The organism is Paenibacillus sp. YSY-4.3 (assembly GCF_054767475.1).
In genome coordinates this window covers 55,266-75,375 of sequence record NZ_BAABMC010000004.1, presented here as the reverse complement: position 1 = coordinate 75,375, position 20,110 = coordinate 55,266, and the positions used below count along the sequence as shown (strand labels likewise).

Genomic DNA, 20,110 nt, shown 5'->3' with positions numbered 1-20,110 from the left:
GCACTCGGCCTTCCTATATCAGACTTTAGCCGTACGGGTAACCCTCCGTACGGCTAAAGTTAATTTATTAGTGTAATACTTAATTCTAAATCCAATCATTAAAATAATCTGCTACAAACCGAATCTCGCTCAGGGCTCAAGCATCCGATCAATGCACTCCGTTGATGTTCGCGGTGCACCATTCCGACGAAATGATGGAGAGTTTGATGAGATCCGCCAGCTCTATGGGGTGATTGGTTGTATAGTCTTTTAACTTTCAATCCCTACTAATTGCGTCATAAGTTGTGGTACGGGGGTTACAGCGTAACATAGTAACGGCAAAATCAATGGCAGACTATAGCAAAAAGCTATGCCTCTATATAGTTTTTAAGTATTTACCAATAGCAGCTTCCACGCTCTATAATGAAACCAACATACCACATAAGGAGCTGTTATAATTGAAAACATCCATCATCGGTTATCCGCGAGTTGGCGCGCTTAGAGAGCTTAAATTCGCATCCGAAAAATACTTCAAAGGCGTACTTCCCGTCGAAGAACTGCAACAAACGGCAGCTCAGCTTAGATCGGCAAACTGGAAGCTTCAACAGGAGAACGGCATCGATTTCATTCCGTCCAACGATTTTTCCTTCTACGACGGACTGCTCGACACAGCTTGCTTGCTTGGGATCATTCCGCAAAGATACCAAGCGCTCGGCCTAAGCCCGCTGGAGACGTATTTCGCAATGGCGAGAGGATATCAAGGCGACAAAGGCGACGTTAAAGCGCTGGCGATGAAAAAATGGTTCAACACGAACTACCACTATATGGTGCCAGAAATCGACGATACAACAAGCATCCGTTTAGCCGGATCGAAGCTGTTCGACGAATTTACGGAAGCAAAACAGCTCGGCATCGCAACCAAGCCTGTGCTGATCGGAGCATTCACCCTGCTCAAGCTCGCGAGATTCACCGGCTCGAAGAAAGCAAAGGATTTCGTGCCTGCGGTTGTCGAAGCTTATACGGCTCTCCTGAACCAATTGAACACGCTGGGCGCAGCATGGCTTCAACTGGATGAGCCTGCATTGGTAACGGATTTGACTGCGGAAGATATCGCGCTGTTCACGGAGCTTTATAACGGTATCCTGTCCGCCAAAGGAAGCATAAAAGTTGTCGCGCAAACGTATTTTGGAGACGTTCGCGACTGCTATCAGGTGCTTCAAGCGCTGCCGTTCGACGGAATCGGCATCGACTTCGTCGAGGGCAAGCAGTCTTTGGACCTCGTGCGCAAGCATGGCTTCGCAAGCGATAAGGTGCTGTTCGCCGGTGTAATTAATGGCAAGAACATCTGGAAAAACCAATACAAGCAGACGATTGCCCTCGTTTGCGAGATCGGCAAGCATGCAGACCAAGTCGTGCTCGGCACTTCATGCTCGCTGCTTCATGTCCCATACACGATTAAGAACGAAACGAAGCTGACGGCGGCGAATAAGCAATATTTCGCGTTCGCGGAAGAAAAGCTGCGCGAGCTTGCAGAACTTAAGTCGATTCTGGAGCAAGCGAGCCCTGAAGCCTCTGCTTTTTACACGGAGAATGAGAAGCTATTCAGTGCTTCGCGCCTCACGAACGACAACTCGGTACAGAAGAGAGTGGCGGAGTTGACGGACGCCGACTTCACGAGATTGCCTGCGTTCGCTGAGCGTGAAGCCATTCAGAAAGCGAAGTTCAATCTGCCGCTGCTGCCTACGACGACGATCGGCTCGTTTCCGCAAACGGCTGAAGTCCGCGCTAACCGTTCAGCCTTTAAGAAAGGCAACATCACCGAGGAACAGTACAAGCAATTCAACTTTGAGCGGATCGCGGAGTGCATCGCACAGCAGGAGGAAATCGGAATTGACGTCATTGTCCATGGCGAATACGAACGCAATGATATGGTCGAATACTTTGGCGAATGCCTGGATGGCTTTATTTTCACAGAGAACGCCTGGGTGCAGTCTTACGGAACGCGCTGCGTAAAACCGCCAATCGTATGGGGCGACATTAGCCGCAACAAGCCGATTACGGTAGAATATTCGGCATTCGCGAAGAGCCGTACTAACAAACTGGTCAAAGGCATGCTGACGGGTCCGGTAACGATCCTGAACTGGTCGTTCCCTCGCGAAGATATCAGCCTGAAGGAAAGCGCTCTTCAGATCGGTCTTGCCATTCGTGACGAAGTACTCGATCTCGAAGCCAACGGCATTGAGATTATCCAGATCGACGAAGCTGCATTAAGAGAGAAGCTTCCATTGCGTCATTCGGACTGGCAGAGCGAGTACTTGAGCTGGGCGATTCCTGCCTTCAGACTTGTACACAGCGGAGTTAAAGCCGAAACGCAAATTCATACCCATATGTGCTACAGCCAGTTCAGCGACATCATTCGCGATATCGATGCGATGGACGCCGATGTCATTACGTTCGAAGCGTCGCGTTCGGATCTAGCCATCATCGATGCAATTAACGAATGCGGCTTCCGTACTGAAGTCGGCCCCGGCGTATACGACATTCATTCGCCTCGAATTCCTAGCGTCGACGAGCTTAAAGAAACGCTGGGCCACATGCTCGACAAGATCGAAGTCTCCAAGCTATGGGTTAACCCGGACTGCGGACTTAAAACTCGCGGTGTTACGGAAACGTGGGCCAGCTTGGAAAACCTTGTCCAAGCAGCCAAAGAAGTAAGAGCAACGCTATAATAACGTACAAGAGGATGGGCTCAGTCGAGCTCATCCTCTTGGTCTATGATCGGGTAGCCGAATTCCGTAATGACGGTTTTGAGCTTCATCAAATAGGCGGCAGCCAGCTGGCTCAAGCTCGCCTTTTGATTCACGATGTAACCTACCTTTATGTTCTCGTCCGTACGAAGTCGTACAGATTTGATTTGTTCCCCGTTCAGATCCTTATTCAGTACGCCTGAGCTAATCGTATAGCCATTAAGCCCGATCAACAGGTTGAATAACGTGGCACGGTCACTGACCAGTATTTTCTTCTTGTACGTTCGCGTGCTGAGTATTTCCTCCGCGAAGTAAAAGGAATTATATTCACCTTGCTCAAAGGCCAAACACGGGAAGTCATCCAAATCCTCGATGTCCAGCAGCGACTTAGAGGCAAGTGGATGCTCCTCACTGATAAATACGTGCGCTTCCGCTTGGAACAGCGGATGAAATCGCAGATCGTTGTCCTTTAATATCTTTTGAATCACCTTTCGGTTGAATTCGCTGATATAAATGATTCCGAGCTCACTTCTCATATTCCGTACGTCTTCGATAATCTCGTGGGTACGCGTTTCGCGTAGCGTGCACTCGTACTCATCCACTTTAAGCTCCTTCAGCAGTCCGACGAAAGCCTGCACTGAGAAGGCATAATGCTGTGTTGAGATCGAGAACAGCTTCTTCGAAGGCTTACGATTCATGTACCGCTGCTCGAGAAGCTCAGCTTGCTCTACGACTTGCCTAGCGTAAGATAGGAACTCCGCTCCGTCGCTGGATAGCACGATTCCCTTGGACGATCGAAGGAAAATCTCAATACCTGCTTCCATCTCGATTTCTTTCACCGCATTGGATAAGCTCGGCTGCGAAATAAACAGCCTCTTTGCCGCTTCGCTTATCGAGCCGCAATTCACGATAGTCAGAATATATTTCAATTGTTGTAAGGTCATTGGAATACCCCCTTCACTAATCATCTTCTGCACGCCACGAGACTTTTCCCGCTGACTAGCCTAATGAAGCAATTTGCTCACCCATAACGGCATAGTGGTACACGTCTTAACGTGTTGTGTCTGCTAGCAACAATAAAAGGCGTCTTCCCTGTGAAAAACATAGGGAAAGACGCCTGCATAATCGTATATTATGACGGTTCATCTAACACCTTCCTATCTCCCGTAGGTACAGCAGTGCTGTCAGAACAGGCAGGTCTCCTGGCTCCGGAATCGTCACTCGGCAGCGGCCTTCCCAATCCATGTAGATCAGTGGCCGGTTGAGCTGCCTGCTCCTCCGTTACAGTGGCGGGACCGCGTCGGTATTGCACCGAACTTCCCTTTTAAGTCAGAACGACAAGCACGTCGCCGATCAGACACCTGTTCTCAATTATGCAATTTATACAAAGTTAATGATACCTACATCTTACTCGACAATTAACGATAAAAACAAGAGCAGCAGATGGCGATCAAAAGACCGCGCTGTATCGTAAAAATAAAAAAATCCGCGTTTTAACGCGGACTCGCAACGATATATCTTCATGCGCACTACTTGCGGGTCGTTCGCAGTTCCTATTCCTCATCTTCATGTTCGCATTCGACTTCAGTGAACTGATTTAACGGAAACAGAGTAGGAACCCTCCGGCCTGGCATCTTGATAAACTCGACAAAGTTTCTTCCAACACGGATGAGTCTCCCGTGAAGCTCACCGATGTCTTCTGCGGTAGCCGTCAAATCAAATGGCTTTGTCTTTTTAACAAGTTGGTTAAGGACAATAAAGAAGGAGGTTTGGGCACACCGTGAAAATTGGCGAGGCAACCCGTTTTACGCTGGCTAAATGGGTCCGGGGCCCAAAATTAGTTTTGCCCCGACACCCCAATTTTCGCCGTCACTTATGATACGGTTCTCCGTGCTACCTCTTGAGCCTGGGTCCGACAGTAAGTCAGTTCATTGGAGGGTTCGGCAAGAACTTGTGGCGGCGAGAAATTAGTAAATCTTATGTTGGCATCCCCACTAAGCGAAAAGATTGATTAAGTTGCCATCAGGGTCTTGCACGATCACGTAGCGTTATAACAAGCGACATGCGATAGTAGGCATTGTAGCAGCTCCGGTCTACTACGGCCAATGCCTCCTCAGGTCCAAGCCCAAAAGAATCCGTCGCGGTCCCAAGCAATTCTGCCGCCGTGGAGTTTGCGGAAAGCCTTCTTCACTTCTTTAGACAGCGATGTATTTCCATTCTCATTCACGAATACGAATTGTTCGCCGAAATGGGTCTTCACATATTCAATCGCATCGGTCTGGTATAGCGTTCCCGTAGACCTGATTTCCTTGACCATCCATTCAGCCACTTCCTGTGCGGTTACTTCCATAGGATTATTCTCCTTTCTACTCGCTTGCTGTCACAACTATAGCAATCCTCACTCAGCTTCTCATATTCTACTTCCGAGAGCTTATTCTTAAAAGTTTCATGAAATAGATAGAGTGAGGAAGACATAGGCATTTCCCTTGTTTTAAAATACATTTTTCCACTATGCGAAAAGGGAAGATTCATCTAATACTCTTCATTCTAGGATTCTAAGTTTTCTTCAAAGTCTTCAATATATTTTACCAAAACAGGGCTTTCCAAACCAAACATCTCTTCATTTACAACATAATGGGGTTAGATGAAGTATTGAGCCCTCTTAATAGACAATAGTCTAATTAGACTATATAATGTTTTTAGACCAATTAGACCGTAATAGTTATGAAAAGGAGTAAAGATTAAATGATACAATCATTTTTAATGTTGGGTCAGTCTAATATGGCAGGCCGTGGATTTTTGCATGAAGTCGACCCTATCTATCATGAAAAAATAAAAATGCTGCGTAATGGACAGTGGCAGATGATGACAGAACCGATTAATTATGACCGTCCGATTTCCGGTGTAAGCCTGGCGGCGTCTTTCGCCGATGCCTGGTCGAAAGCCAACCCCGATGAAGAAATTGGTTTGATTCCTTGTGCGGAAGGTGGCAGTTCCTTGAATGACTGGCATCGGGAAGGCATCCTTTTTCAACATGCTTTGTCCGAGGCTCGCTTCGCCTTGCGGTCCAGTCAAATCTGCGGAATCCTTTGGCACCAGGGTGAGAGCGACAGTTATCGTTCGCTACATGAAACTTATTACGAGAAATTAACCCTTATCATCGAGACCCTAAGAAACGAATTAAATCTTGATGAGGTGCCGTTGATCATTGGCGGACTTGGTGATTTCCTGGGAAAAACCGGTTTTGGACAGCACGCGACAGAATATCGACAGGTTAACGCGCAATTACAGCGCTACGCCAATGAACACCCGAATTGTTATTTTGTCACGGCGGCAGATTTGACCGCGAATCCTGATGGCATTCATTTAGACGCGGTTTCGCAGCGCAAATTCGGCTACCGCTATTTCGAAGCTTTTTCGAAAAAGTGTCATGTCCTGGAGCCCATCCCGGGGGAGGAGCAGTCGCTGAAAGTGGAGCGGGACTATTCGAAAACAGAACAGATTTACCTGCTTAGCATGGATTTGGCTTTGGGTAAAATCACGTACGCGGAATTCGAGGCGCAGATGGTGAAGGTGATGCAGCCTTGATCCCCTTACTCATTCTTGGCTTACTTATCCAAAACCCCGGCGCTCACGGCTATGAACTATTGGCCTTAATGGAAAAACGCCATTACAAATACATTGTAAACTTCACGAAAGGCTCGTTTTATTACAATCTGCAGCAACTTGAAGAAAAAGGTTGGATTGAACAAATTCAGCAGAATCCTTCAACCAGTGGGCGCGAAATTCGGAACTTTAAAATCACCGGATCGGGAATGGCTGAATTCGAAAAATTAATGGTCGAATACGGCACCAAATCGGAATATGTGAACCTGCAATTTTATGGGGCACTGCTCTTTGCCGATGAATACGACAAAAACAAATTGCTGGAACTGATCCAATCGCAAATAGACCAGGCTAAAACCCGAATCGCCCTCCTTGATGAGTACCTGTCCAACACACAAGAACTCTCCGGCACAATCGATTACTACCGCCGCATGAACGAAAATTCCCGTTCCCATCACTTGGTTAACTTAGAGTGGTTTGAACAATTGAAATCAGAAATAGTGGGCCTGTTGCATAATAAAAAAGAAGTTAAATAAACTGGTCCCCATAGACTGGACACTCTGAAAAAAGTGTTTAGGCTGTGGGGGCCTTTTTGCGCGACACAACATCCGCGATCTCGGCAACGTTGGGCTAAACCGTGAAAACTGTGGGCTGCTATCCATCCCGCTTCAGATCACTATATAGCATCTTATCTCTCAGCTAACAGTAGATTTAAGCATTGGACTAATGTTGCAATCTAATCAACATGTCATCGTCCAACATTAACGATCTTCCTAACCCTTGCTGGCTCAGTAGGGGTAGTGGAATGGTGGTTCAAGAATGGACAGCCTCTCCCTCCTTCGTTTATGGCGTGGCGGTTGGGGGCATTGCTTGAACGAAATCGTGAGTTTCTGGACACACCGAGCATCAAATAGCCCCCGCCCAGTAGTACAGGCAGGAGCTGGTACGATGCTATAAACGGACCATCACGGTATGCGACATCAGCGGAATTTAATTGATTATGGCACGCGGGCACAGTTTGGTTCTATGAAAAGACGATTGAATCGCCATTTGCGCACCAGCGTGCAAATACCTGTTTGGCAATAGTAAAGATTCGCCCTACTTGTGATAAGGTTCCCCCCGATTGATCTTCACCGCCCGATAAATCTGCTCGGTCAGCACCAGGCGCATGAGCTGATGGGGCAGCGTCATGCGCCCAAACGACAACCGCTGCTGCGCGCGGCGTAGCACCTCATCGGCGAGCCCATGGCTCCCGCCGATGACAAACACGACATGGCTCGTCCCATACGTGCCGAGCTTGTCGAGACTTGCGGCGAGATCCTCGGAGCTCCACAGCTCGCCGCCTACTTCCAGTGCGATGACATGCGCATCGCTCTTCACCTGGGCCAGCACGCGCTCACCCTCGCGTGCCTTCACAGCCTGCACCTCCGCCTCACTCATCGTCTCCGGCGCTTTCTCGTCGGGCACCTCCACGACTTGAAACTTCACATACGGGGTAAGCCGCTTCGCATACTCCGCGATCCCGTGGACCAAATACTTCTCCTTTAATTTGCCGACGGCCACTATTTGAATGAACATTTCATGCATCTCCTATCCAGCCTACCCCGGAACAGCGGCAGCTAACTTTTTACTCCATTGATCTTTTTCGCAATACATATCTCGTCTATGTAATTACCTCATAACACCAATACCATCCTGACAAAGGCGTTACCATTGGTTTAGCCCTAGCCCCTAATTAACCTACATACCCTAAGTAATTCCGCTTCCCCACTCATTTTACCCATCATCGCTCATCTACGCAAAAAGGCCGCTCTCCACACCCAAGGATGAAGAAGCCGCCCTCTACATTTAATCTATCATTCCAATAAGTCCGTGCCATCGACTCTATCCTTATGCACATCGCTTAGCCATCCGAAATGGCCGCAATTCACTTCCAGGTTAGCCGCACGTCAAATAATCAAAAACTTCGCCCGCTGCTCGCATTCCTGGCAGGTCACCGGAGGATCCCACTCGATAAATTTCGTTTGATCCAAATCGACAATGTCTGGGGCCTCCTCGAACTCGTCCACGAACATATCGATCGCTAATTCCACATGATCTTTGCAAACTACATACATAAAATGAAAGCATCCTTTCTCTAGCTCGTCTCACGATCCGCCTCTTGGTTCCACGGTAAACACAGTATACCCTTTTCAGTTCTACCACACTCCCGGGTAAAAAGGAACCATCTTCCCCACAAAATATCGCCTTCTAACCGTCCAAGTCCACGTCCACAGCATCCTCCGGCACGATCGCTTCTACCAGCCGACTCTCCAACTCCTCCGCATACCGGGCTTGCTCATCCGCGCTCCAGCCTAAATAAGAAGCCATATATGCGGCGGCAGGCCCCATCCATTTCCTCGCCCAGTCGATATCAAACAGCAGCGCCCCTGTCCTGCGAACGAAAATATCCTCCAACGTGACCGCCATCTCATGCTCCATCGCATACCTCAGCGGCACGCTGACTTCCAGGGGAAGTTCCCCCGCATCGAACACACCGGCCTCAACTTCCACAGCCGACTCAGTCCCCATCTCCCGTACCAGCTCAAGCAACCGATCCACGTTGGACCCGTAGCAAACCGCCCACTTTGCCGCCAACTCGCGAGGCAAGCCGAGGGCGATTCCCTCCGAGGTCTTCCTCTCTACATAGCTCTGAAAAGAAGCCGCTCCCCCCACATGTCCGCCTGAAATCGGCAGCCCCTTCGTCCTGCACGGCGGGTATCTCCCACCGTCACCCACAACAGGTACAGCAACGCCGCCTGTCTCAACCCCGCTACCCGAAGCGTCTTTACGGAAACCTCCCGTTTCTTCAACACGCCCATTTCTGTCCCCGTCCGTCCCACTGCCTTGGCCAGCCCTTTCCTCCAGCTTAGCCGCAACCCGATCCACCACGGTCTCCGCCATCTTCCGGTAACCCGTCAGCTTCCCGCCGGCAATGGTGATCAGGCCGGACTCGGATTGCCAGATCTCATCCCTGCGGGAAATTTCCGAAGGACCCTTCCCTTCCTCATAAATCAGGGGACGAATGCCGGCCCAACTGGACTCGATATCCTCCGTCGTAATCCGCAGCTCAGGGAACATGCCATTCACAGCATCGAGAACATACTGCCGATCCCGCTCCGTCATGCGGGGATGCTCCATATCCCCGGTGTACTCCGTATCCGTCGTGCCCACATAGGTCTTGCCATCCCGGGGGATGGCAAACAGCATGCGACCGTCCAACGTATCGAAATACACCGCCTGCCGCAAAGGAAATCGGCTCTGATCCACCACGAGATGGATCCCTTTCGTCAGCAGCAGCCGCTTGCCCTGCTGCGATCCGTCGAGCTTCCGCAGCCTATCGACCCAGGGACCAGCGGCATTGACGATGCACCGGGCCTTTACCGTATACAGCCTACCGCTGAGAACATCGGCGATCTCTGCCCCTGCAATCTGTCCAGCCTCATAAGCGAACCGCTCAAGGCGGGCATAATTCACGGCAAGCGCCCCGTGTGCCGCCGCCTCCTTGATCACCTCCAGCGTAAGCCGGGCATCGTCCGTGCGGTATTCCACATAGTATGCGCTGCCCTGCAGCCCTTCGTGGCGCAGCAGCGGCTCCTTTGCCAGCGTCTGTGCCGCGCTCAGCATCCGGCGCCGTTCCTCCCGCTTCACGCCGGCTAGGAAGTCATAGACCTTCAGCCCAAGCGAAGTGCTGAATCTACCAAAGGTGCCCTCCCTATAAATCGGCAGCAGCATCCACTCCGGCACCGTCACATGCGGCCCGTTCTCATATACGATCGCCCGCTCCTTGCCCACCTCGGCCACGACGCCGATATCGAGCTGCTTCAAATAACGCAGTCCGCCATGAACAAGCTTCGTCGAACGGCTGGACGTGCCCGCTGCATAATCCTGCATATCGACCAGCCCGACTCTCATTCCGCGGGAAGCCGCATCCAGAGCAATGCCAGAGCCTGTGATTCCGCCGCCAATGATCAATAAATCAAGCGGAGCCCGTTCCATTTCTTGAAGTAAATGCATTCTCATCCTGGTTGCAAACGGAGCTGTCATCTTCGTCTACCTCCTCTTATTGCAAGAAAGGGAGCACAATTACCCCTTCACCGTTTCCCCTCGGCTGTCCTGTAATGTGCTCCCTTGCATATTTGACTTCATTTGCTTCAATTCAGGTTATAATCCCAGTGGCTTCCTAATGATCGAGATCAAACTCACCGAAGCCATGGTCCCCGTGGTCATGCTCCCCATCGGGCATATCGTACGCATCGTCCTCCAACTCCGCATCATCAGGCTTATCCGCGAGCTTGACCTTTACACGCTGCAGTTGACCTTCCCGATAAAAGCTGACATCCAAATCATCGCCGATCTTCTTATGTCCGTACAAATACTTGCGCAGATCAAGCGTCGATTGGATCGGCTGCTTGTCGAGCCTGACGATAACGTCATTCAGCTTCAATCCCCCCGATTTCGCCGGGCCGTGCGCTTCAAGTACAATGACGCCGTCCCTCACATCATCCGGCAGCATCAGTTCCCGGTGATCTTCGTCGTTAAGTACGGAGAACGGGTTATTTAAATCGAGGGTATACACGCCCAAGTACGGACGCGCCACCTTCCCGTGTTCCATCAAATCATCAACCGTCTTCATGACCTCACTGACCGGAATAGCGAATCCCAAGCCTTCCACGCCCATATCGGCAATTTTCATCGTATTGATGCCGATCAGCTCGCCGTTCAGATTGACCAGCGCTCCGCCGCTATTGCCGTCGTTGATCGCCGCGTCCGTCTGAATGACTTCCTGCTCCCAGTCATAATTGCCGTCCTGGTTGATCGATACCGGGATCACCCGGCTCGTATAACTGACGATGCCCGAAGTCAGCGTACCCCCAAGCCCCAGCGGATTGCCTACGGCAAGCACGGTCTCGCCCGGACGCAAGTTGGTGGAATCCCCAAGCGATATCACTGAGGTAACCCCTTTGTCATCGACTTCCAATACCGCAATGTCGCTGATGACATCCTGACCCACAACCGAGGCCCTCTTGGAATCCCCGCTGCTCGTCAAGATTTCCAAATCACTGGCTCCTTGAATGACATGCGCATTCGTAATAATGAAGGCCTTGCCTTTCTCCTTCTTAAAAATAACGCCAGATCCAAGCGCCGCCTGCTCTGGATCCCCGCCTGACAGCTCGTTATGGTTCAGAATGCTAACGACCGTCGGCCCGACCTTCGCGGCCGCCGTGCTGATCCTGCTGAACGGATCAAGATCCCCGCCAAAAACGGCACCTCCCGTAGCGAATCTGGCCTTGGAAGAGGGTAGCCCTGTCATGAAACTGAAGAGCAGCACCGCAACAATGGCGCTCAGCACGGAAGAAACGATCGACACCTGCAGGGTTGACCACCCCGGGCTGCGCTTCCTTCTTTTCCACCCGCGTTGGCTCTCCGCTCTCCGATCATGCCGCCGCGATACCTTCGTGGAATAAAAATCGTCATCAAACAATCCCATCCGAACTCTCTCCCTCCGTGACTTGCTCCCAGGCTACTCGCTTCCGACTCGTCTTATCATCACAACATAAAGTGAATCTCACCTTACTTCACCTTATTCCCGGTAGGCAAAGCCATATGTCCGTACAAACCTCTAGCTTCTTGACGAGATGGTTCAGTATGAAGTTGCTGGCTTCCCGCAAATCCTTAAATTTTTCAAGGCGTCAGGAATGTTTCTGCTCACAATAGACTAAACTATAACAAAGCGATAGATTCATAGATTCATTTTACCATATACGGCGGGTTCCTGAAGGTTTTTCCAATGAGGGAAATACCGGAAATTTTAACTTAAGGAGGATGATTATGGATTATTTCTCTCCGATGGACGAGGTGAACATCCTGGCCAAGCTGGCCGATCTTAAGGAAGATCACTACCATCAGCTTCTAACACTAAGCGCTATGATGGAGCTGCTCATTGAGAAGGGCATTATTACCCATGAAGAGATTGCGCAGAAGACCTCCGAGCTGGACAGCTCTAGCTCTAGCGCTCGCCCACCCTATCCCACGGTGTAGGACGGTCCGCATAAGTATCGCATAGGCGGAACTCACTGTCCTTATAGAAGCAGCCCCGGTCCTCCATAGCGCCCCGAACCGACATTTTGGCTAAATCCAGCATGTTATGCTCCTTGCTGAGATGGGCCAGATAGGTGCGCTTCATGCGGCCGTTAAGCAGCTCGCTGAGCACCTCGCCCGAGGCTTCATTCGATAGATGCCCCATATCGCCAAGAATGCGCCGCTTGATATTCCAAGGGTAACGCCCCATCCGCAGCATCTCAATATCGTGATTCGCCTCAAGCACGAGTACGTCCGAATCAGCGATCGCTTGCTTCACTTTATCACTCGCGTAGCCCAGGTCCGTGCACACGCTCAGTTTCTCCCGGCCGTCGCTGAAGGTATAGCCGACAGGCTCAGCCGCGTCATGCGAAATGCCGAACGACTCCACCCGCATCGACCCGAAGTCGCGCGCCTCTCCCGTACCCAGAAGGCAGCGGTTCTCCTCGGAAATGCTTCCAATTGACTTTTCCATCGCTTGCCATGTCTTCTCATTGGCGTAAATGGGCAAATTATATTTTCTCGCTACTGCTCCAAGTCCTTTGATATGGTCGGAGTGCTCATGCGTCACCAGAATGCCCGCCAAATTCTCTCCGGACAATCCGCGCTCTAGCAGCAACTCATCTATACGGCGGGCACTGAACCCCGCGTCGATCATCAGTGTCATCTCTCCGTCCGTCACCACCGTGGCATTCCCGGTAGATCCGCTCGACAGTATTGTAAATTGTAAACCCATGCTCCCCATTACTCCTTTGGTTCCTTCGTGTTAGGACTGATGACGTCCCCGCTAATACCCTGCACGTAATACTCTTCTCCGCTCTCCAGCAGGAAGCGCCATGCCGGCGATGCCGGCAGGTCGGCGTCCGAGTCGAAGACCTGGCCGTAATAACCGAGCTCAATGCTCGTCACCACCGAGCCTTCAGGCAAGAAATTCTCAATAAGATTCCCTAGTGCCTTGGAAGCGGACAGCACCTGCTGCTCTTTCTCATCCGCAGATTCGTTGATTTCAATGATGTCCTGACGGTAAGACACGATCTTCTGATTCGCGTAATACAGCTCCAAATTGATTTTGAAGAGCGGCCACTTCCCATCCACGAGCGGATGGAGGACGAATACATTCTCGTTTCCTGCCCATTCGTCGTAACGGTAATTTCCGATATCCGGCAGGCTCGGCTTCAGCGCGTTGACTAGTTCCTTTGGCGTAAAGATTAGCCTGCTGTCCACGGAAACCGGCAAATCGGTAATTTTATGGCTCTGCTGCCCGTCCACAAAGCGGTAGGATATTTTGCGCAGCTGCGGCGACTCGCTAGGTATTTGCGCCAGCACCTTGATGCGCTTGCTCTCCATGACCTTCTGCGTCCTGCTTTCCAGGGAGGTAAGGTCTGGATTGGAGTCGGCCTGCTCCCTCAGGTCATTCCAGAGCTGATAGCCAAGCACTAAATTCAGCAGCAAGAAGGCGTAAATAAGCACATTTTTAGCTCTGCCCCAATCCATACTCCATGACCTCCCTTAATTATGAATTGCACTTGCTCTCGCACGCCGCGTACAAAGTGCCGCAGGGCATCCCGCCTTGCGCCTATGCCTAATTCAGCTCATGTATTGCACCGCTGCTAAGCTCGACGATCCAAGCCGGCTTCAGCAGCAGCCCCTCCTGACTTAGCGAAGGCAGATACGCCGGGTACAGGTTGATGACACCGGACAATTTCTCAATCTTGTCTCTCAGCTCTTGACCGCCAGACAACTGAACGACCTGCTTGTCCCAATCTCCCGCTTTTACATACAGCAAGGAACGCTCATATCCCGTAATCGTGCCTTGACGCATGGCCAGCGAAATGGTTCCATATCGGAACGACCGGAAGTCCATGATCGGAAAAGCCCCGAACTGCCCACTTCCGAAATACTGGCGGAAAACCACCCCGCCCATCTCGTCTGAGCCGTCCATCCGCTCCAAGCGGTAGCTTCCGTTCCAGCCGCCATGCTGGTTCACGAAGTCGATCGAAGATAGCGCATTGCTGGCTGGGCTGTTCTCACCTGCCGACGGCGCCGCCGGATCGGTATAGTTGATCCAGTTCCCATCCTGCTTCACTTGCAGACTCCGCCTACTGTCCGTATAAATTTCCGAGCCGTCCTTCTCGCGAATGATTCTCGTAATGCTCGGGTCAAAGAACAGGCTGCCCTGAATTTGCTCGGTCGAGAACACGCCTACCTTCAGCAGGGTCTCCACCATATCAATCGGCTTCTCCGGAATATAATAACCATCCTTCAGCGTGTACGGAATCCAGTCCTTGCCGAAATCGACCTGCTGCCTAACATCCTGCACCGTCAAATCGGCCTTTGTCGCCTCATAGACGACATCCCCGTGCGAACTGAAAAAGAAAACGCGCGCCCGTTCCTCATTTTCCCCGTTATAGATCAATATCCGGTGAATACTCTCTTCCTCAAACAGCGGATCGGCGGATATTTGCATCACTTTCTGCAGGAGCGATACAGGAATTCCGCTTCCGAACTGAAGCTCTACGCCCGGATATTTACTGCGGATTTCCGCCCAATTCATATTGTCTACGGCGTTGCGCTGAAACCCTTCAAACATCCGCCCCTTCAGGCGTGAATATATCAAATCGTAGAACATCGAATCCGGGTAAAACACCGTATGCCGGTTCTCGCCCATGTGAACGGATATTTGCGCCGGAAATATGAGCTCCTCAGCCCGCATCTCCGCCCCCATATTCTCCGTCTTGATGTAATCATTCTCCGTCTTGACCACAGGATCACTGCCCGGCAGCCGGTAAATCAGAAAATAACTCTGCACCAGACTGCAGGCCACAAGCAAAGTAAGCAGGAGAGATTTTACCGTTTCCTTCACCGACCCTCGCCTCCTTGCTCCTGTGTAGGCAGTGTAAAAGTTACCTTGGTGCCTTCCCCCAGCTCCGATTCCAAAGTTATCGTGCCGCCATGGGCCTTAACAATTTCCCGGGCAATGGATAGACCGAGGCCGGTTCCTCCCATATTACGAGCCCTGGCCTTGTCCACTCGATAGAATCTTTCAAAAATACGTTCCAAATCACGCTTCGGAATGCCAATTCCGTTATCTTGAATCGATATGGCGATCATACCGTCATCCACTCGGCGCGCCTCAAATGCGATCCTCCCGCCTTCCGGCGTATATTTCATCGCATTGGAAATCAGGTTGTCCAGCACCTGATCGATTTGATCCCGATCCATCCAAGCCATATCGACGCCTTCTTCGATAAAAATCTCCGGCTGGACTTCCTTCTCCTGCATTTGGAAGGAGAAACGGTCAACAACCTCTTCCAGCACTTCCAAAACACCGATCGACTGCTTGCGCAGCAGAGCCTCCTTCGAATCGAGGCGGGATAAATGAAGCAGATCCGTGACGAGACGGATCATCCGGTCCGTCTGATTCTGAATGACGGAAGCAAACCGCGGACCAAGCTCCGGGTCCTCCAGCGCGCCGTCCTCCAGCGCCTCCGTGTAGCTCTTGATCGTCGTTAGCGGCGTCCGCAATTCATGGGAGACGTTGGCAACGAATTCTCTCCGGGACGCTTCCAGCTTCTCCTGCTCCGTCACGTCCTGCAGCACGGCAATCGTCCCGCTGACACCGAATTCGCGCCGATGAATCGGCGTAAACGTCACGCGGATCAGAAACGTATCCCCCTCCGGAGAATCGATCTCCAGAATAGCCGAATGCATCGTCCCCCGCTCCAGCACCTCCCGTTCCTCCTGCGGCAAATGCAGCAGCGACATAATATCCTTGCCGCTGACTGCCTGCTCTTGAACACGCAGCATCTCGCTCGCTCGGCGGTTCATTAGAATGACCTGATACTTCTCATCCGCAGCGATGACGCCGTCACTCATATTGGTAAGAATGGAAGCTAGCTTCTCCTTCTCTTCCTCATTTTGGGCCAGCGCATCCTGCAGCCGGCTCGTCATATAGTTAAATGCCTTGCTCAATTGGCCGATCTCATCGTTGCCGAGTACCGGCATTTTCTGATGGAACCGCCCTTCCGCCACCGCTGTTGCCCGCCGGGTCAACTCCTTGATCGGCGACGTGATCGTATGAGCAAGAATGACGCCCAGTACGGCAGTCAAAGCAAGAGCCAGCAATAAGCCAGAGATGAATATGCTGTTGATCCGCTCCATCGTGTCGTAGAGCTCGGTCATCGACGCCGCAATATAAATAGCGCCCACCGTCTTTCCATCCCTTACGACCGGCTTGGCCACCACTTTTTTGCGCACATTATCTTCATCGATCATATACTCTTCGTTGTCACGTATGCCCTGCAGTGCACGGCTGACTACCGTTTGCGTATTCTTCGTACCGACATAATCGGCATGCGACGGCTTGGAGGTTGTCAGAACCCGGCCGCTCGCATCCAGCACCTGGATCTCTGCACCGTTAATATTAAATAAATTGTTGACGAGAACACTTAAATTATCTAGCGATGCGTCTGCCGATTCTCCGGTAACCCCCAAGTTTTGTGCAGCCAGCACCGATAGCAAGGCCGCCCGCTCCTGCAGCTCCTTCGTAAAGTTGCTGGTCAGCGAGGTTTTCATGGCGCTCACGAAATAGACCCCGATCAACTGCATCGCGATCAGGATCAGAAGCACGTAAATCATGATCAGCTTAGCCTGGATCGTGCGGAAGAAGGACGGCAGATTCATCCTAGAATCCACCCGCCTTGGAGCTGCGCATCATATAGCCGAGCCCGCGCCGGGTCAAAATATACTCGGGTTTGCTCGGATCACTCTCAATCTTTTCCCGGAGCCGGCGAATCGTCACATCCACCGTGCGTACGTCTCCGAAATAGTCATAACCCCATACCGCTTGCAGCAAATGCTCCCGGGTCATCACTTTTCCGGCATTCTTCACCAAATAATGAACCAGCTCAAACTCCCGATGCGTTAAATCCAGCGGTTCGCCATTCTTGTATACCGTATACATATCCGTATCGATAAACAGCTCAAACAAGCTGATTCCCTGTTTGCCCTCGGCGCTTTCCAGCTGAGCCGGTTTCTGCTGCCGCCGCATTTGCGCTTTCACCCGGGCAAGAAGCTCCCGCGTGCTGAATGGTTTCGTAACATAATCATCGGCCCCAAGCTCCAACCCGAGCACCTTATCGATTTCGCCATCCTTGGCAGTTAGCATAATGATCGGCGTCTGCAGCCTGGCCCGTACCTCTCTGCACACGTCCATGCCATCCTTGCCGGGCAGCATCAAATCAAGCAGAATGAGATCCGGCTGCTCATTGAATGCCAGCTCCACGGCCTCGATTCCATCGAAAGCAAGGATAACCTCGTACCCTTCTTTCTCTAAATTGAATTTCAAAATATCAGCAATGGGACGCTCATCGTCCACGACTAAAATTTTTCCCAGCATTATTGCGTTTCACCCCAAACTTTCGATCATAGCTTTGATCTCCCTCTATCTTACCATATCCTCAGTGGCATCAGCTATTGGGAAGCCTAGGACAAGTATTGAATGCCCCCGCCTAAAACTGTTAATCTATCATTGACGGTAACTATCCCATTCGCCTTAGATCATACATATATTTACTTATTTTTACCAGTCACTTAAGGAGGAAAATTAACCCTATGGCCACCATTATGCTCGTCGATGACGATCCCCATATACGCGAACTGATTTGTCTCTATTTATCGACTGAAGGATTCCGTCCCATCCAGGCCGAAAACGGCGCCGTGGCGCTGAAAATGATGGAAGAGGTAATCGTTGATCTGGTTGTACTCGACATCATGATGCCGGTCATGGACGGCTGGGAGCTGTGCGCCGAGCTGCGCCGCCTATACCCGGATACGCCGCTGCTCATGGTTACCGCAAAGGGTGAGACCGGGCAAAAAATAAAGGGCTTCAACCTGGGCGCCGACGATTATGTCGTGAAACCGTTTGAGCCGCTCGAACTGGTAGCCCGCATCAAAGTGCTGCTCAAGCGCTACAAAATTGCTTCTTCCCAAAGCATTCAGCTAGGGAACACTTTGCTGGACCGCCAAAGCTATAAAGTGATCCGCGGTTCCGAAGAGTTCATGCTCCCACCCAAGGAGTTCGAGCTTTTATTTAAACTCGGAAGCTATCCCGGGCAGATCTTTACCCGCGAGCAGTTGATCGAACAAATCTGGGGACCGGACTATACAGGGGATGACCGTACGGTCGATGTCCATATCAAAAGGCTGCGCGAACGCTTTGCCGCAAACGATCAGGAGGCTCTCTCCTTTCATATCTCCACTGTATACGGACTCGGTTACCGGCTTGTGGTGGAAAAATGATCAAATCGCTATACGTCCGTATCGTTGTGATGTTTCTTGTGGCCATTCTCGTCAGCCTGCTGACCTCCACGATGGTTATCGGCTATCTATACCAGCGTCAGATCCAGGATCAAACCCAGGACTACATGATAACGCTAGGCCAAAGCCTGATCCGGATTTTCGAACGGGTCGGATACGACCACCGGGCCCTGGTGATGGACGACATCAAGGATCTTGCAAATATGGTCAGCATGCAAATTTTCGACGGCCCCCTGTCCGAAGAAAAATACGGCTCGGCTTCCCTAATCGAGATAAGCCCGGAGCAAGTCGAGCGCGTGCTTCAAGGGGAGACCCTTAAGGGAACTACCTCCGAAGGGCATGCCTATGTGGGACTGCCTTTCGGCCATCAAGGCCAAACCTATGCCATGTTTATTATGCCAAGTTCGAACAACCAAGTCGGTTATCCGATCGGTGGCATGATCCTCACCGGGATCACTGTCCTGTTGGTGGGCGGCAGCCTGTTTTTCGTCGTGGAAGCCGCCTTTTTGATTCAGCCTTTACGCAAAATGACGGAAGCAACGAAGCGGATGGCCAAAGGGGATTTCAGCAGTGAGCTGAAAGCGCGGCGCAAGGATGAGTTGGGCGTCCTGGTGCAGAGCTTTAACGAAATGCGGCGGCAGTTGCGGCAAATCGAGGAGATGCGCCAGGACTTCGTCTCCAACGTCTCACACGAAATTCAATCCCCGCTCACGTCCATCCGTGGCTTCGCCAAAGCGCTGAAGGAGAATGATACGCTTGGCCATTTGGACCGGGACCGTTATTTGGACATTATTATCGCGGAAAGCGAGCGGATGTCCCGAATGAGCGACAACCTGCTGCAGCTGGCCTCGCTCGAGTCGAAGCATCATCCTTTCCATCCCGTCACGTTCCGGCTCGATGAACAGATCCGGCAAACGGTTGTCGCTCTTGAACCGCAATGGGCCGCCAAATCCATTGCCATCGATCTGGAACTGCCTGTCGTCAAAATTTGCGGCGACCGCGACCAGTTGGACCAGGTGTGGATCAATCTGCTGGGGAACAGTATCCGCTTTACGCCGGAAGGCGGGAAAATCGCGATTTTCGTCCGGCGGGGCATTCAGCAGGTTTCCGTGACGATCAGGGATACGGGGATCGGCATCGAGCAGGAAGATCAAATCCAAATATTCGAACGGTTTTACAAGGCCGACCGCTCCCGCAATCGGGTTTATAACGGCAACGGGCTTGGCCTGGCGATCGTCAAAAGAATCGTGGACCTTCATCACGGCCATATCGAAGTGCGCAGTGAGCCCGGGACCGGAACGGAAATCACCGTCACTCTGCCGTCCTAAAAGGTTTAGTTC

General features: G+C 51.4%; 17 protein-coding genes and 1 riboswitch. Of the genes, 6 read left to right on the top strand and 11 right to left on the bottom strand.

The features are described 5' to 3' along the window. Positions 1-437 precede the first annotated feature (437 nt). The gene (gene metE / locus ACYUJT_RS14680; protein WP_460323454.1) at positions 438-2,708 is read left to right on the top strand and encodes a 5-methyltetrahydropteroyltriglutamate--homocysteine S-methyltransferase; all 2,271 of its coding nucleotides are present in this window, start codon (positions 438-440) and stop codon (positions 2,706-2,708) included. A 20-nt stretch (positions 2,709-2,728) separates the two neighbouring features. Here the strand turns inward: metE and ACYUJT_RS14675 are convergent, their stop codons facing one another. Further along, positions 2,729-3,670 (bottom strand): LysR family transcriptional regulator, encoded by a 942-nt coding sequence (locus ACYUJT_RS14675; RefSeq protein WP_460323452.1) that lies wholly within the window; start codon positions 3,668-3,670, stop codon positions 2,729-2,731. Positions 3,671-3,901: 231 nt separating this feature from the next. Then, positions 3,902-4,106, bottom strand: a riboswitch (cobalamin riboswitch). 733 nt (positions 4,107-4,839) lie between these two features. Then, positions 4,840-5,076 carry a DUF6953 family protein gene (locus ACYUJT_RS14670; protein WP_114498669.1) on the bottom strand — a complete coding sequence of 79 codons (237 nt, stop codon included), beginning with the start codon at positions 5,074-5,076 and terminating at the stop codon, positions 4,840-4,842. 395 nt (positions 5,077-5,471) lie between these two features. On the opposite strand from ACYUJT_RS14670, the gene ACYUJT_RS14665 reads away from it, so the two are divergent. Together ACYUJT_RS14665 and ACYUJT_RS14660 are read left to right on the top strand one after the other, a co-directional pair. Then, the gene (locus ACYUJT_RS14665) at positions 5,472-6,314 is read left to right on the top strand and encodes a sialate O-acetylesterase (protein WP_460323449.1); all 843 of its coding nucleotides are present in this window, start codon (positions 5,472-5,474) and stop codon (positions 6,312-6,314) included. After that, the gene (locus ACYUJT_RS14660; RefSeq protein ID WP_460323447.1) at positions 6,311-6,868 is read left to right on the top strand and encodes a PadR family transcriptional regulator; all 558 of its coding nucleotides are present in this window, start codon (positions 6,311-6,313) and stop codon (positions 6,866-6,868) included. The genes ACYUJT_RS14665 and ACYUJT_RS14660 overlap by 4 nt, the downstream gene beginning before the upstream one ends. Before the next feature lie 562 nt (positions 6,869-7,430). On the opposite strand, the gene rlmH is transcribed toward ACYUJT_RS14660, so the two are convergent. The 4 genes from rlmH to ACYUJT_RS14640 form a co-directional block, all read right to left on the bottom strand. Beyond that, entirely contained in the window at positions 7,431-7,910 is a 480-nt protein-coding gene (gene rlmH / locus ACYUJT_RS14655) for a 23S rRNA (pseudouridine(1915)-N(3))-methyltransferase RlmH (protein WP_460323445.1), read from the bottom strand. Positions 7,911-8,281: 371 nt separating this feature from the next. Then, complete coding sequence (locus ACYUJT_RS14650) at positions 8,282-8,449, bottom strand: CxxH/CxxC protein (RefSeq protein WP_019639440.1); 168 nt, start codon at positions 8,447-8,449, stop codon at positions 8,282-8,284. Between the two features lie 133 nt (positions 8,450-8,582). Beyond that, on the bottom strand, positions 8,583-10,418 hold the full coding sequence (locus tag ACYUJT_RS14645) for a glycerol-3-phosphate dehydrogenase/oxidase (RefSeq protein WP_460323443.1): 1,836 nt from the start codon (positions 10,416-10,418) through the stop codon (positions 8,583-8,585). A 136-nt stretch (positions 10,419-10,554) separates the two neighbouring features. Next, on the bottom strand, positions 10,555-11,862 hold the full coding sequence (locus ACYUJT_RS14640; protein WP_460323441.1) for a S1C family serine protease: 1,308 nt from the start codon (positions 11,860-11,862) through the stop codon (positions 10,555-10,557). A 341-nt stretch (positions 11,863-12,203) separates the two neighbouring features. On the opposite strand from ACYUJT_RS14640, the gene ACYUJT_RS14635 reads away from it, so the two are divergent. Beyond that, positions 12,204-12,413: a hypothetical protein gene (locus tag ACYUJT_RS14635; RefSeq protein ID WP_460323439.1), complete on the top strand. Its 210-nt coding sequence runs from the start codon at positions 12,204-12,206 to the stop codon at positions 12,411-12,413. On the opposite strand, the gene ACYUJT_RS14630 is transcribed toward ACYUJT_RS14635, so the two are convergent. The 5 genes from ACYUJT_RS14630 to yycF all read right to left on the bottom strand — a co-directional run bounded on the left by ACYUJT_RS14630 (position 12,382) and on the right by yycF (position 17,850). After that, entirely contained in the window at positions 12,382-13,188 is an 807-nt protein-coding gene (locus ACYUJT_RS14630) for an MBL fold metallo-hydrolase (protein WP_460323437.1), read from the bottom strand. The two genes, ACYUJT_RS14635 and ACYUJT_RS14630, sit on opposite strands and share 32 nt — an antisense overlap. An 8-nt stretch (positions 13,189-13,196) precedes the next feature. After that, a complete protein-coding gene (yycI, locus tag ACYUJT_RS14625; protein WP_460323435.1) occupies positions 13,197-13,946 on the bottom strand; it encodes a two-component system regulatory protein YycI in 750 nt (249 codons plus the stop codon). 88 nt (positions 13,947-14,034) lie between these two features. Continuing rightward, on the bottom strand, positions 14,035-15,315 hold the full coding sequence (locus ACYUJT_RS14620; RefSeq protein WP_460323433.1) for a YycH family regulatory protein: 1,281 nt from the start codon (positions 15,313-15,315) through the stop codon (positions 14,035-14,037). Continuing rightward, positions 15,312-17,135: a cell wall metabolism sensor histidine kinase WalK gene (gene walK, locus ACYUJT_RS14615; RefSeq protein ID WP_460323431.1), complete on the bottom strand. Its 1,824-nt coding sequence runs from the start codon at positions 17,133-17,135 to the stop codon at positions 15,312-15,314. The genes ACYUJT_RS14620 and walK overlap by 4 nt, the downstream gene beginning before the upstream one ends. 1 nt (position 17,136) lies before the next feature. After that, positions 17,137-17,850, bottom strand: coding sequence for a response regulator YycF (yycF, locus tag ACYUJT_RS14610; protein ID WP_213591755.1), 714 nt, complete (start codon positions 17,848-17,850; stop codon positions 17,137-17,139). A 215-nt stretch (positions 17,851-18,065) separates the two neighbouring features. Here yycF and ACYUJT_RS14605 point away from each other — a divergent pair, with 215 nt between their 5' ends. Next, positions 18,066-18,752 (top strand): response regulator transcription factor, encoded by a 687-nt coding sequence (locus tag ACYUJT_RS14605; protein ID WP_460323429.1) that lies wholly within the window; start codon positions 18,066-18,068, stop codon positions 18,750-18,752. Continuing rightward, entirely contained in the window at positions 18,749-20,098 is a 1,350-nt protein-coding gene (locus ACYUJT_RS14600; RefSeq protein ID WP_460323427.1) for a sensor histidine kinase, read from the top strand. The genes ACYUJT_RS14605 and ACYUJT_RS14600 overlap by 4 nt, the downstream gene beginning before the upstream one ends. Positions 20,099-20,110: the final 12 nt, after the last annotated feature.

Coding starts and splice junctions, on each gene's coding strand:
- walK (WP_460323431.1), bottom strand. CDS start 17,135: ATGAATCTGCCGTCCTTCTTCCGCACGATCCAGGCTAAGCTGATCATG.
- ACYUJT_RS14645 (WP_460323443.1), bottom strand. CDS start 10,418: ATGACAGCTCCGTTTGCAACCAGGATGAGAATGCATTTACTTCAAGAA.
- rlmH (WP_460323445.1), bottom strand. CDS start 7,910: ATGTTCATTCAAATAGTGGCCGTCGGCAAATTAAAGGAGAAGTATTTG.
- ACYUJT_RS14650 (WP_019639440.1), bottom strand. CDS start 8,449: ATGTATGTAGTTTGCAAAGATCATGTGGAATTAGCGATCGATATGTTC.
- yycI (WP_460323435.1), bottom strand. CDS start 13,946: ATGGATTGGGGCAGAGCTAAAAATGTGCTTATTTACGCCTTCTTGCTG.
- ACYUJT_RS14640 (WP_460323441.1), bottom strand. CDS start 11,862: ATGGGATTGTTTGATGACGATTTTTATTCCACGAAGGTATCGCGGCGG.
- ACYUJT_RS14675 (WP_460323452.1), bottom strand. CDS start 3,670: ATGACCTTACAACAATTGAAATATATTCTGACTATCGTGAATTGCGGC.
- yycF (WP_213591755.1), bottom strand. CDS start 17,850: ATGCTGGGAAAAATTTTAGTCGTGGACGATGAGCGTCCCATTGCTGAT.
- ACYUJT_RS14600 (WP_460323427.1), top strand. CDS start 18,749: ATGATCAAATCGCTATACGTCCGTATCGTTGTGATGTTTCTTGTGGCC.
- ACYUJT_RS14665 (WP_460323449.1), top strand. CDS start 5,472: ATGATACAATCATTTTTAATGTTGGGTCAGTCTAATATGGCAGGCCGT.
- ACYUJT_RS14630 (WP_460323437.1), bottom strand. CDS start 13,188: ATGGGTTTACAATTTACAATACTGTCGAGCGGATCTACCGGGAATGCC.
- ACYUJT_RS14605 (WP_460323429.1), top strand. CDS start 18,066: ATGGCCACCATTATGCTCGTCGATGACGATCCCCATATACGCGAACTG.
- ACYUJT_RS14670 (WP_114498669.1), bottom strand. CDS start 5,076: ATGGAAGTAACCGCACAGGAAGTGGCTGAATGGATGGTCAAGGAAATC.
- ACYUJT_RS14635 (WP_460323439.1), top strand. CDS start 12,204: ATGGATTATTTCTCTCCGATGGACGAGGTGAACATCCTGGCCAAGCTG.